General features: G+C 71.6%; 9 protein-coding genes. 6 read left to right on the forward strand and 3 right to left on the reverse strand.

Going from position 1 to position 12,886, the window contains the following annotated elements:
- Window positions 1-329 precede the first annotated feature (329 nt).
- A complete protein-coding gene (locus tag AB4Z47_RS11745; RefSeq protein ID WP_441950255.1) occupies window positions 330-4,364 on the reverse strand; it encodes an ATP-dependent helicase in 4,035 nt (1,344 codons plus the stop codon).
- 85 nt (window positions 4,365-4,449) lie between these two features.
- Complete coding sequence (locus tag AB4Z47_RS11750; RefSeq protein WP_441950256.1) at window positions 4,450-7,896, reverse strand: ATP-dependent helicase; 3,447 nt, start codon at window positions 7,894-7,896, stop codon at window positions 4,450-4,452.
- Window positions 7,897-7,968: 72 nt separating this feature from the next.
- Between AB4Z47_RS11750 and AB4Z47_RS11755 the strand changes: the two genes are divergently transcribed.
- The 5 genes from AB4Z47_RS11755 to AB4Z47_RS11775 all read left to right on the forward strand — a co-directional run bounded on the left by AB4Z47_RS11755 (window position 7,969) and on the right by AB4Z47_RS11775 (window position 12,331).
- The gene (locus AB4Z47_RS11755) at window positions 7,969-8,745 is read left to right on the forward strand and encodes an alpha/beta fold hydrolase (protein ID WP_441950258.1); all 777 of its coding nucleotides are present in this window, start codon (window positions 7,969-7,971) and stop codon (window positions 8,743-8,745) included.
- 4 nt (window positions 8,746-8,749) lie between these two features.
- Window positions 8,750-9,055, forward strand: a complete 306-nt coding sequence (locus AB4Z47_RS11760; protein ID WP_441950259.1) for an MGMT family protein — start codon at window positions 8,750-8,752, stop codon at window positions 9,053-9,055.
- 46 nt (window positions 9,056-9,101) lie between these two features.
- Window positions 9,102-9,857: a VOC family protein gene (locus AB4Z47_RS11765; protein WP_441950261.1), complete on the forward strand. Its 756-nt coding sequence runs from the start codon at window positions 9,102-9,104 to the stop codon at window positions 9,855-9,857.
- A gap of 82 nt (window positions 9,858-9,939) precedes the next feature.
- The gene (locus AB4Z47_RS11770; RefSeq protein ID WP_441950262.1) at window positions 9,940-11,682 is read left to right on the forward strand and encodes an NTP transferase domain-containing protein; all 1,743 of its coding nucleotides are present in this window, start codon (window positions 9,940-9,942) and stop codon (window positions 11,680-11,682) included.
- Window positions 11,683-12,151: 469 nt separating this feature from the next.
- Window positions 12,152-12,331: a hypothetical protein gene (locus AB4Z47_RS11775; RefSeq protein ID WP_441950264.1), complete on the forward strand. Its 180-nt coding sequence runs from the start codon at window positions 12,152-12,154 to the stop codon at window positions 12,329-12,331.
- On the opposite strand, the gene AB4Z47_RS11780 is transcribed toward AB4Z47_RS11775, so the two are convergent.
- Window positions 12,328-12,594, reverse strand: coding sequence for a hypothetical protein (locus tag AB4Z47_RS11780; protein WP_441950265.1), 267 nt, complete (start codon window positions 12,592-12,594; stop codon window positions 12,328-12,330). The two genes, AB4Z47_RS11775 and AB4Z47_RS11780, sit on opposite strands and share 4 nt — an antisense overlap.
- A gap of 46 nt (window positions 12,595-12,640) precedes the next feature.
- Between AB4Z47_RS11780 and AB4Z47_RS11785 the strand changes: the two genes are divergently transcribed.
- Window positions 12,641-12,829: a DUF1330 domain-containing protein gene (locus AB4Z47_RS11785; protein ID WP_441950266.1), complete on the forward strand. Its 189-nt coding sequence runs from the start codon at window positions 12,641-12,643 to the stop codon at window positions 12,827-12,829.
- Window positions 12,830-12,886 lie beyond the last annotated feature (57 nt).

A 12,886-nucleotide genomic window follows, 5' to 3' on the forward strand; every position in this document is an offset into this window, starting at 1 on the left:
GGCTGTGTTTTTGGCCGCGCGGGCGCGGCGTGTTCGCGGCCCCCTTCTGGCTCGCGTCCGAGCGACCGAGACTCGCGACTGCGTCGCATGCGCTTCGGTCGCTCGGACGCGAGCCGGGCCGCGAACGGGGAATGCTCGGTCTCGCTCCGCTCGGAACCGGGAGTGAGGCACGACCGAGTCGAAGGGCTTGAACCACACGAAAACGCAGCACACTGGCCCCACTCCCGTTTTCGAGCGCAGCGAGACCGAGCATTGCCTGTTCACGGCGTGAGCCATAAGGGGGCCGCGAACACGCCGCGCCGAAGGCGCGGCCGAACAAGCACAGCAAATCAAACACCGGGAGCCGCGCTCCTGATCAGCTCGGCCAGGTCTTCCGGACCGGCCAGCGTTGTGGGCGCGATGGTGCGCCCGCTGCGCACGTAGTGGAACGCGGCCCCGATCCGGTACAGCATCTCCTGCTCGGACCGGCCCTCCCGCGCGGCCATCAGCCGCGCCCAGGCCAGACGGTAGACGGCCAGCTGCATGGCGACCGCGGGTTCCTCGGCGGCGGTCGGCTCGGCGCCGGTCTTCCAGTCGACCACGACCCAGCCGCCACCCGGTTCGGCGAACACCGCGTCCATCCGCCCGCGGATAACAGTGCCCGCGATCGAGGTCTCGAACGGGACTTCGACCTCGATCGGGCTGCGATTCGCCCATGGCGACTCGAGGAACGCGTTTTGCATCGCGGTCAGCTCGGCATCCAGGCCCGCGTCGGCCGCGCCGCCGTCGGCGGCGCCGGGCAGTTCGTCCAGGCCCAGCAGACGGGTGTCGCCGAACCACCGCTGCACCCAGGCATGGAACGCGGTGCCGCGGCGAGCCAGCGGATTCGGCGGGTAGGGCAGCGGACGGCGCAGGCGCGCGGCGAGTTTCGCCGGGTCGGCACGCAGTTCGACCAGCGCCGTCGCCGCGATCTGGCCGGGGAGCTCGACCGCTTCGGCGGCCGCAGCGACCGCCTGATGTTCGGCGAGCAGGGCGTCGACGTCGGCGGCCCAGCCCTCGGGATCGTCCGGGTCCTCGGGCGGGTGCGTGAAACGTGGGTCGAAGGCGTGATCGTCGGCCGACAGGTATTCCTCGACGGGGTCCGACGGCACGGCCTCGCCGTAGCCGGGCTCGAGATCCGCGTACGGGTCGATGTATTCCCTTGCGGCGGAGTCGAAAACGGGATCTTCGGCGAACTCGTCCATCGGATCCGGAGGGAGATCGTCGGGCGGGTAGGACTCCGGGTCGCCGATGCGATCGCGATCGTCCTGGTCTGCCGCTACGTCGTCAGTGCTCGACGTCGGGACGAGGTCGAAATCGAGGGTGAGCTCCGCAGCGCGGGGGGCCGCGGCAGTGCTGTGCGCATCCGATTCGGGTGCTGTGGCTTGCGTCGCGGAGGCCGGGCCGGCCCTGAGCTCGGCAAGGGCCGTGCGGACCAGCGCGGCGCCCTGCTCGATAGGGTCGCGCCGGACGCCCAGGGGATCACGAGGCCAGTGCGCGGTGGCGGGGTTGTCGGTGAACGGGTTGACCGCGTCGGCAGCGGGTGGGTCGTCCCAGCGGTCGATCGCCAGGACGCCGTTCGCCGGACTGTCGGGGTCTTCGCCCGCGCGCTTCAGCTCCAGAAGAAAGTCCGAAGGCCCCTTCGGCGAGGTTCCGGTTTCGGCCCAGTGGTGGGCCGAAACGAGAAGGACACGTTCGGTTCTGGTGAGCGCTACATAGAACAGTCGGCGCTCCTCGTCGATCCGGCGACGCTCCAGCGCCTCCTTATGCGCTTTGATCGCCCGTTCGAGGTCGGCGCGGTCGTACAGGTCGGTGAGATCGAGAACCGGGACGCCCTCGGCCGCGTCGTCCTGCTTGCGGTCGCCACGCAGCGTCGTCGGCAGCTCGGCGAGCGCGCCGAGCCACGTGCCAGAACCTACTTTCGACGGGAACACGCCGTCCACCACATGCGGAACCGCGACGACCGCCCATTCCAAGCCCTTGGCAGCGTGTACGGTCAGCACCTGCACCCGATCCCGGGCGACCTCCACTTCCCCCGGCTGCAGCCCGTTTTCGACCTCCTCCGCGGCGGCGAGGAACGCGAGCAGCCCACCGAGCGAGGCGCCGGTGTCGGCGGCATATCCGGCAACCACCTCGGCGAAGGCGTCCAGATGCTCGCGCCCCGCGCCCGTACCCGCCATCGCTCGGCGCGCCTGAGTCTCCACACCCACACCGATGGTGCGTTCGACATCCGCGACCAACTCCGCCAACGGTTGCCCGCTACGCTCACGCAGCGCGGCCAACTCACGCCCCAGCGCTTCGAGCCGGGCGAAACCGGCCGCCGAATACTGCTCGGCCGGACCGGGATCGGCGATCGCGTCCGCCAGCGCTGCCTGTTCCGAGGGTTCCGGGGCCACCTCCCGCAGCGCGGCGTCGAGTGCGGCGCTGTCGGCGATCTCGGCCGCGTTCTCCTGCGCGGGGCGCCTGATCGACAAGTCTCGGGCCCGGCGGGCGAGCGCGGCGATGTCGGCGACACCGATGCGCCAGCGAGCGCCGGTCAGCACGCGCATGGCGGCGCTGCCCGCGCCGGGCTCGGCGACCAGACGCAGGGTTGCGACGATGTCGGCGACCTCCGGCGTGGCCAGCAGACCGCCGAGTCCGACGATCTCCACCGGAAGTCCTTGCTCGCGAAGCGCTTCCGCGAGCGGCGCGGCATCGGCATTGCGGCGCACCAGCACCGCCGATGTCGGCGGCTCCTGTCCCGCCGTGCGCCGGGCCGACCATTCCGCGGCAATCCGCTCAGCCACCCACGCACGTTCCTCGGCAACAGTTCCGGTCAGCGCCAAGGCCACGCCACCCGGCCCCGCGTCGGGTTTGGCGCGCAACGCGTCAACTGTCACGCCGCCGGCCTCGATCGCGTTGCGGCGCAATGGTTCCGCGACCAGGTTCGCCAGCGCCAGCGCTTCGGGTGGGTTGCGCCAGCTGGTCAGCAGCGGCAGCGTCGGGGCGGGAACACCTGGCGCGCTGGGGAAGTCGGTGGCGAAGCGGGGCAGGTTCGCCGCCGACGCGCCGCGCCAGCCGTAGATCGACTGCATCGGGTCACCGACGGCGGTCACCGCGAGACGCTGTGCATTGCGCGGCCGGCCCCGTATCGACGAACCAGGGGTCCCGGCATGTGCACCGGCACGTGGCGATGGCGAATCCCGCGTCGGTGGATCGAAGTACCGGTCGTGTGCACCAGCGTGCGGTGACTGCACGGCCCGCATCGGGGGTCCAGGGTGCAGGTCGTCTGCACCGGCGTGCGGCGACGACGCGTCCCCTATCGGCGAATCCGGGTGCTCCGCGACGCGATACGACGACGGGGCCGCGTACCGGTCGTGTCCGCCGGGGCGAGTGGGCCCGTTCGCGGGCATGGGCTCCCGCGACGCGGGTCCGGGGTCCGTCGCCGACTCCGGGGCTTCGCCGAACAGCGCGGCCAGTAGCACACGCTGGGCGTGGCCGGTGTCCTGGTATTCATCGAGCAGGACCAGCCGAAAACGGGCGCGCTCGGCGGTGGCGACTTCAGGATGCTCGGCGGCCAGCCGCGCTGCGAGCGACATCTGGGCGCCGAAATCCAATGCGCCGCGGCGGCGCAGCGCATCGGCGAGCTGCTGCACCAGCGGAAGCAGGGCGACCCGTTCGCGCTGCACCTGCAGAATATTCAACAGTGCCTGGCTGGGCCCGCCGCGCTGGCGTGGACCCGCGGGCAGCGTGTGCACCAGCTTCGCCAGCTCGGTGTGCGCCTCGGCCAACTCCTCGGCCTCCACCAGGTGCTCGGCCAGCTGACCGGACAACGCGAGCACCGCCTCGGTGACCGACACCGGCGTGCGATCGGTGTCCAGGTCGCCGTCCCAACCGCGGACGACTTGGTGAGCCAGCTGCCAGAGCTGGGTCTCGGTGAGCAGCGTCGCGGAGGGTTCCACCGGAAGCAGCAGCCCGTGCTCGGTGAGCAGCCTGCCCGCATACGAGTGATAGGTGCTGATCTCCGGTTCCGCTCCGGCCAGCTGGGCTCGCAACTGTCCGGTCGCGTCGAGTTCGCGCAGCAGCGGCGCACCGGCGAGCCGGGCGAGCCTGGTGCGGATGCGGGCGGTCAACTGCTGCGCGGCCTTACGCGTGAAGGTCAGCCCGAGCACCTCGTCGGGCAGTACGAGCCGGTTCGCGACCATCCACACCACGCGTGCGGCCATCGTCTCGGTCTTGCCCGCGCCCGCGCCCGCGACCACCAGGGTCGGGCCCGGCGCAGCCGCGATCACGGCGGCCTGCTCATCGGTGGGCGGGGGCAGGCCGAGCGCTTCCGCCAGCCGGTGCGGTGTCACCCGGTCGGTCACGGCCGCGCCCCGCCGACGATCGGCCGCGCCTGGTCCGAGCGTGCGGTGCCCGCGGTCGGCTCGGTCATGCCTGCGCCTGGCTCGCTCACTCGTCGGTCACCTGTCTTCCGCGATCCTGCACGGGGCAGCTGCCGGCCACCGCGCAGTGGCGGCAGCCGTCGTTGCGCATGGCGACGTAGCTCGGGCCCTGGGTGGCCGCAGCGGCTTCGTGAATCGTGGTGCGCCACTTGTCGAGTGCCTCGGCATCCAGCGCGGGCTGCATACGCTGAGTCGCGCCCTCCTTGCTGCTCGGTTTGGCGACGTACACCAGGCGGGCCCCGCCGGGCTCGCCGATCGGTTCGGTTCCGCCCGTGGCTTCGGATTCGGCCGCCGCGTCCAGGGCTCCGGTGGCGGCCGCCACCTGGTAGGTCGCCAACTGGGCATGGTCGACGGCGGCCTGCTTGGTGACCGGCGACTTTGCGGTCTTCACGTCCACGATCACGAAGCGCCCCAGCGCATCTCGCTCCAGCCGGTCGACGCGGCCCCGGATCCGCACGGCGCGTTCGTCTTCGGTCCGGGCAGGCAGCACGCAGTCGACCGGAACCTCGACACCGGCCTGGGTGAGTTCGCCGCGGGTGTTGCGCACCCAGGCCATGAATGTCTCCAGCATGGCTTCGGTGCGGCGCAGCTCCTGCCGGGAGTGCCAGCCCGAACCGGGATCCACCGCCCGCCACGCGCGGTCCAGCGCCGCTCGCACCTGCGCCCCAGGTACGTTGCCCGCGAGCGCCTGCACCAGCGTGTGCACCAGGTTGCCCTGCACGGCATGCGGATTGTCGCCGTCGGTGCCGCCGTGGCGTTCCAGCGCCCAGCGCAGCGGGCAGGTGCGCAGCAGCTCGACGGTCGAGGGCGAAAGACCCACCGCACCTTCGTCTTCGGCCCACAGCGGACGCTGCGAGCTCAGTTCGGCGGTGCCGTACCAGTCGTCGGGATGGGTGCCACGCACGCCCGCGTCCGCGAGCCGCGCCAGTTGATGCGCGGCGCGCCGCCTGCGCTGCGGGTCGGCGTCGGGATCGCAGACCACGCCGCGCAATTCGGCCACCAGCGAGTGCATCACCAGGGCGCGGCCGGGATCGACGATCGGAAGCGCGCCGGGCTCGCTGTCGTCGTCGTGTCCGAGCAACTCGGTGAGGAACCGCGACGGCACCAGATCCCGTTCGCCGGACACCGACTCGACGGCGGTCACGAGCAGCGACCGGCGGGCCCGGCTACACGCGACGAGCAGCAACCTGCGCTCCTCGGCGAGGATCGGAGCCGCGCGGCTCACCCGTTCCCCCGCATCGACCACGCCCGCGGTGAGGTCGACCAGGTCCTCGGTATGCAGCAGAGTGCCGCGCGACCGCGGGTTGGGCCAGATCCCTTCCTGCACCGCCGCGACCGCGACCACATCCCATTCCCGGCCTGCGGCGGCGTGCGCGCTCAGCAATGCCACCGCCGCACCCTGCGCGGTGCGCGGTGCGGCGTCGTTGGGGATCTCCTGCTGGAGTAGGTACTCGACGAAACCCTCGATACTCGCCCGCGGCAGCCGGTCGACGTAGGCGGCGGCTGCGTCGAACAGTCCGACCGCCGCGTCCAGATCGCGGTCGGCCTGCATGCCGACCGCGCCGCCGCGCTCGGATTGCGCCACCCAGCGCCGTTCCAGCCGTGAGCCGGTCCACAGCGCCCACAGCACGTCCTCCAGGCCCGCGCCGCGCCTGCGCGCCTTGCGCGCCCGCTCCAGCGCGTCGAGCACCCGGCGCAGTGGCGCCGCCTCGACCTCGGTGAGCCCGTCCAGGATCGCCGGGTCGCCGGACCCGATCAGCAGGTCGCGCAGCACCTGTGCGGAGGGGCGGTCGATCTCGCCGCCGCGATCCGGCGGCTGTTCGCCGCTCGCGGATCGGGCCCCCCCGGAAGTCGGTGCGTCCTTGGACCCGTCGCGTTCCAACTCCAGCACCGCACGCCGGACGCCGCGCCGCACTCTGCGCAACGCGATCTGGTCGGCGCCGCCGAGCGGCCCCGTCAGCAGGTCGAGTGCGTCCTCCGGCTCGAAGCCCGGTTCCGCGCCGTGCCTGCGCGCCGCCTCCCCTGCCAGCACCGCGCGCAGCGACAGCAACATCCAGGCCGCGCCGCGCCTGCGCGCGAGCGGCGTATCGAGCGCGGGCTGCTGCACCGGCACACCCGCCGCGAGCAGCGCGCGCCGCAGCGGCGCCAGCGACAGCGGCACCGAACGGACGATCACCGCCATCCGCGACCATGGCACCCCGGCGGTGAGGTGCGCGCGACGCAAATGGTCGGCGATGAGCGCGGCCTCCTTCGCGGGTGTGGCGAGCACGCGGACCCGCACCTCGGTGCCGTCGTCGGCTTCGGTTGTGCGGCGCGGCACCGGAAGACGCTGCCGCGCCGCGCCGGGCAGGCGTGCCGCGATGCGCGCGACCGCGAGCCGCACCTGGCCGCTGAAACGATGGTTGTCTCGCAGGACGATGCGCTGGCCGTCCGGCGCGTCCAGGTCGGCGAGGAAGCGAGCGTCGGCGCCGCGGAAGGCGAAGACGGCCTGATCGGGATCGCCCGCGATCACTGTGGTCCGCGCGCTGTGCCCGATCGCCTTGATCAGGATCGCCGCCTGCGGATCGAGATGCTGTGCGTCGTCGACCAACAGGTACCTGATCCTGGCGCGTTCCGCGGCAAGCAGATTCGGGTCGGTGGCCAGCGCGTCCAGTGCAGCGCCGACCAGTTCGGCGGCATCCAGTGCGGGCGCCGTCGCCTCCGGCGCCTCCACGCCGACGGACCAGCGCAGCAGCATCGTCTGCTCGTAGCGGATGGCGAACCTGCCCGCCGCCACCCATTCCGGCTTGGCGTGCTCGCGCCCGAGCCGCACCAGATCCTCCGGCCCGATACCGCGCTCGGTGGCCCGGAGCATGAGGTCGCGCAACTGCTCGGCGAACCCGCCGAGCGCGAGCGCGGGCCGCAACCGCTCCGGCCAGAGTCCGGGCGCGCCCTCGGCGATGTCGGCCAGGTCACCGCGCAGCATCTCGCGCAGCACCGCGTCCTGCTCGGCACCGGTCAGCAACCGCGGCGGCGGATTGCCGTGCGTCGCGGCATGCCTGCGCAGGACCGAGAAGGCATATGAGTGCAGCGTGCGCACCAGCGGCTCACGGGTAGCGCCGGGCACTCCGCCCTCGGCGCCGGGTTCCGGCCCCGACAACCGCGCCGTGACGGCGTCGCGAACGGCGCTTGCCGACTGCTTCGAATGGGCAAGCACCAGTATCGATTCGGGGTCGACCCCCGCCTCGATGCGCGCGGCGGCGACGTCGACGAGCAGGGCCGTCTTGCCGGTGCCCGGTCCGCCGAGCACCTGCCAGGGCCGCCAGCCCGAACGGGTCGGCCCCGCCTCGGCCGACGCGTCCACCAGCGCGCGAACATCGGCGCCCCATACCCGCGGTCGGGGCGCCACCACATTCCGGCGAACAAGTCGCACCGCGCCATCCGATCGCACCACGCGGGCTATTGCAACAGACACGACCGACACGCCGTCACGCCCCTCCGCGTGACTCGCCCTGCGCCCGATTCCCGCGCAGGTCACAATGGACCGGTGCCTGTATTGAATGTCCACCGGTTCGGTCCGACGACGGGACCGGTGGTGCTCGCCCTGCACGGCGTGACCGGCCATGGCAAACGCTGGGAGGACCTGGCCACCCGGCACCTGCCCGACGTCCGTGTCCTCGCCCCCGACCTGCGCGGACACGGTCGCTCGACGCCGCTTCCGCCGTGGAACTTCGAGACCGTCGTCGCGGACCTGGTCGAGCTGCTCGCCGCCGAGGCGGACGGGCCGGTGGTGGTGGTCGGGCACTCGTTCGGCGGCGCGTGTGCGCTGCATCTCGCCCACGGTCATCCGGAGCTGGTGCGCTCGCTCGTGCTGCTCGACCCGGCCATCGCGCTGGAACCGGAGTTGCTCAACGAGATCGCGCTGTCCACGCTGGTGTCGGCCGACTACGACAGCATCGAAGAGGCCCGTCAGGACAAGCTGGACACCGGCTGGGGCGACGTGGAGCCACGCCTGCTGGAGGCCGAACTCACCGACCATCTGATGCCCACCGCGGACGGACACTTCGGGTGGCGGATGAGCCTGCCCGCGATCAATTCCTACTGGGGCCAGCTGGCGCGCCACTGGGTGCTGCCACCCGCCGACCTGCCGACGGTGCTGGTGCAGGCGATGAAGGTCGACCCGCCCTTCGTCACGCCGGAGTTCCGCGCGGCGCTCACCGCCCGTATGGGCGACAACCTGGCCGTGCACGAATGGAATTGCGATCACATGGTCACCCAGGCACATCCGGCCGAGACCGGCGAACTCGTGCGCTCGGTACTCTGATCCGGTGCCCACCACCGATGCCCAGGTCGAGCAGGTGCGCGCCCTGGTGGCCTCGATCCCGGCGGGCCGGGTGGCCACCTACGGCGACATCGCCGCGGTGGCGGGGCTGTCCACCCCGCGCACGGTGGGCTGGATCATGCGCACCGACGCCGCCGACCTCCCCTGGCATCGGGTGATCGGTGCAGGCGGCAAGCCCGCCGCGCACTTGGCCGGCCGCCAGCTGCGGCTGCTCGCCGAGGAGGGCGTGCCGATCCGGGACGGGCGAGTAGACCTGCGCGCCGCACGCTTTCCGTTCCTTTCCGCACGCTGATTCGAAAGACCTCCGAGCCGGGCACGCGCCCAGTACCGTTGTTTTCATGTCCACCCGCCTGGCATGTGTCGTGTTCGATGCGGACCAGCCGCGGTTCGTGGCGGACTTCTGGGCCGAGCTGCTCGGCTGGGCCGTAACCCTCGACCGGCCCGACGAAGTGGACGTCGCGGCGCCCGATCCCGACGGCCTCGACATCGCCCTCGCCTTCCTGCCTGCCGCGCGGGCGAAGAGCGGTAAGAACCGCATGCACCTCGATCTGGCCAGCCGCTCGGTCGACCATCAGCGCACCCAGGTGGAGCGGGCACTGGCGCTCGGTGCGCACCCCGTCGACATCGGCCAGGGCGCGGTGCCGTGGACGGTGCTCGCCGATCCCGAGGGCAACGAGTTCTGTGTGCTGGAGCCGAGGGAGGAGTATGTGGGCACGGGCGCTGTAGCGGCCATCGTGGTCGACACGCGCGACCCGGCACGTCTCGCCGAATTCTGGTCGGCTGCCTCCGGCTGGCCCGTCACGCACCACGATGCGCGGATGGCCGGGCTGCGCTCGGTGACCGGGCTCGGCTCCTGGCTCGAGTTCGTGCGCAACCCCGATCGCGGGTCCGGTCGAACCGGGCTGCACCTGGATCTCACCTCGTTTCCGGCCGATGACCAGGCCGCGGAGGTGGCCAGGCTCCGCGCCGCCGGTGCGACACCGCGCGAGCCGACCGCCGCGGGTTCCGGCCGTGCGGACTGGCTTGCGCTCGCCGATCCGGAGACCAACGAGTTCCGCCTGCGCCGGCCGGCCCACGACTGCTCGACCGCGTGATCCACGCCGTCCGCTGCCCAGCTTTCCGGTAGCGACGAATTAGCATGTCCGCCATGGTGCACCTAGCTCGAGGTCGTGGCGTGTGACGGCCGCCGACGCGATCGTGCTCGCGGGCGGCCGGGCCAGCCGGATGGGCGGCGTGGACAAACCCGCGATCATCATCGGCGGCCGCTCCATGCTAGAGGCGGCGCTGGCGGCGGTAGCCTCCTGCACGCACACGGTGGTGGTCGGACCGCACCGTCCCGAGCTGCCCCCCGAGATCAGGCAGGTCAGGGAGGTGCCGCCAGGGTCGGGGCCGGTGTCGGCGATCGGCGCGGGGCTGCGCGCCCTCGGGTCCGCCGCGCCGCTGGTGGTGGTGCTCGCGGCCGATCTACCGTTCCTGTCGGGGTGGACGATCGGCGAACTCACAAGGCACGTCATGGAATCCGGCGCGGACGCGGTATTCGCGGCCGACGAGTCCGGGCGCCCGCAGTACCTGATCGGCGTGTGGCGAAGGTCCGCGCTGGCGGCCGCTTTGGACAGGCTGGACTCGCTGATCAACCAGCCGATGAAGGCGTTGGTTCCGGACGACTCGGCGATCATCGCGCTGCCCGGGGTCGCCGACTGCGACACCGAGGAGCAGGTGCGGCAGGCCAGGGCCGCGGTCGAAACGCCGCGCCAGCTGCCACCAATGGACCTGGACGAGGCGCGAAACATCCTGCGCGGCAGCCTTACCCGACTCACCGCCTACGAGGCCGACCTGCGGTCGGTGCACGGCGCCGTCCTCGCGGGCCCGCTGACGGCGGCCGGGCCGCTGCCCCGCTTCGACGTGTCCGCGATGGACGGCTACGCGGTGTCCGGCGACGGGCCGTGGCGCCTGCGGCGCGATATCGGCTTCGCAGGCGGACGGCGTCCGGTCGGGCTGCTGGCCGGCGAGGCGGTGCGGATCGCCACCGGCGCGCACGTGCCGGACGGCACCACAGGCGTGCTCCGCGACGAGTTCGTCCGCGTCGCCGACGACACCCTTTACCGGCCGCCGGACACTCCGCTCCGCGACGACATCCGCCGCCGCGGCGAAGACCGTGAACTCGGCGATCTCGTTGCGCCGGAGGGGACTCCGGTCACCGCGGCGCTGGTCTCCGCGGCAGCGAGCGTCGAGGTCACCGCGGCGCCCGTGCGCGGACCGGTCCGCGCGCGCATCATCATGACCGGTGACGAGATCCGCAGCGAGGGTCCGCTGCAGCGGGGCCAGACACGCGACTCGATCGGGCCGATCCTGCCGGACCTGCTGTCCTGGTACGGCATCCGCACCACGGACCGCGTGCACCTGCGCGACACCCCACACGGTTTCGACGAAGTCCTCGCCGCCGCAGCGGATTGCGACCTGCTGGTGATCGTCGGCGCGACCGGCGGCGGCGCCGCCGACCAGCTGCGGGCCGCGGTGACCCGTGCCGAGGCCCGAATTCTGGTGCGGCGCCTGCGCCTGCGCCCCGGTGGCTCCACCGTCGTCGCCGAACTCGCCTCCGGCACTGCCGTTCTCGGCCTTCCCGGCAACCCGTTCGCGGCCGTCGCGACGCTCATGGCCTTGGCTCCCGCGATCGTCGCGGGCCGGACCGGCGCGTCCCCCGCGCGTCTGCTGCGCGGTCCGCTGCGCAACGCGGCCGCAATCGCGGGCCCGGTTCCGCGCATCGTTCCCGCCCGTGCCGCCGCCGGAGGCGGCTGGCTCGGCGATCCGGCCATCCGCACCGCCCACCTCGGTGGTCTGGTCGACCGCGACGGCCTCGTCATCGTTCCCGTCGATGCCACCGACGACGCGATCGTCGAATTTCTCCCCTTGCGCGGCTGAGCTCGAAGGAGCATGCCTCGGCCAGCCCTCGAAAATGGCTGTGGCGCTTGATCTTCGAAGTGTCGATCGATAGATCACCGCTGGGCGTCGTCGGTCTGCGCTCATGCCGTCGCGCTGACGATTACGTCGTCGCGACAACAGCCTGTTTCGAGTCCCCGATATGAGTGTTCGGGGAAATCAGCGCGATCGCGTACTTCTTGCGCAGGGCGCCCCGAACAGGTGCCCGACTTGGCGGTATCCAGATTTCCGGACACGGCACAGGGCGTGATCGAAGAAAATAGCCTATTCGCCGCCCAGAGGGCCGGATTCCTTATCGAAACCCACTCTCAATAGGCTCTCTACCTGCGGCAATGTCACGTTATGGCCGCTAAGGCCCATATTTTTCCGGCCCCCTTCCGGAAGCCATATCTGATGGCTATCGTGTTTGTGGTTAGGCGAATATCAATCACCCGGAAAGGACCGAGTGGAGATGGCTGAAAAGTCTAAGAAAGCGCCTAAGAAAATGCCGAAGCAGATGCCGAGGCAACAGCAACAACAGCGCCAAGAGCAGGGCATGCCCGAGAGCGGGAATCCCGAAGGCCGCCGGTCGGGCAACCAGCGCCAGTCGGAGACGCCCGACCGGCGCGGCGAGCAGGACCGCCGCTACTAACTGATCTGCACCACGCCGCGCCGCCGGTTCCCCTCCTCCGGGACCGGCGGCGGCGGTCGTCCGGGCACCCTGCGCGACCAGAGGCCGGGGGACCACCCCACAGCGGACCATTCCGCCATACGGGCAAGCTGCGCACGGTGACCCACCCACATTCCGCCTATGGCTTCGCCCATCCGCGCGGTCGCACGCCGCACGCCGATATCCTCCAGGACCTGGAGCGCATCCAGGCCACCCTCGATCCGTTCGGCCGCTTCGTCATCCACGGACCGCCGGCCGAGGTCGTGGAGGGCAGCTGGCCGGGCAGCATGGGTGCTGATCGAATTCCCCGGCACGACCGAGGCCCGCGAGTGGTATCACTCGCCCGCCTATCAGGCGATTTCGGCGCTGCGCACCGACCACGTCGAGGGCGACCTACTGCTGATCGAGGGGGTCGGCCCGAACTACGACCCGCGTGAACGAGCCGCGAAGCTGCGCGCCGAGGCGGCCGGAGCCGCCTGACGCGGATGGCGGCCATCGACCGGCATCCGATACCGTTGACCAGGCACGACACTGCTC

This window comes from Nocardia sp. 2TAF39 (assembly GCF_052114905.1).
Taxonomy (GTDB): Bacteria; Actinomycetota; Actinomycetes; order Mycobacteriales; family Mycobacteriaceae; genus Nocardia.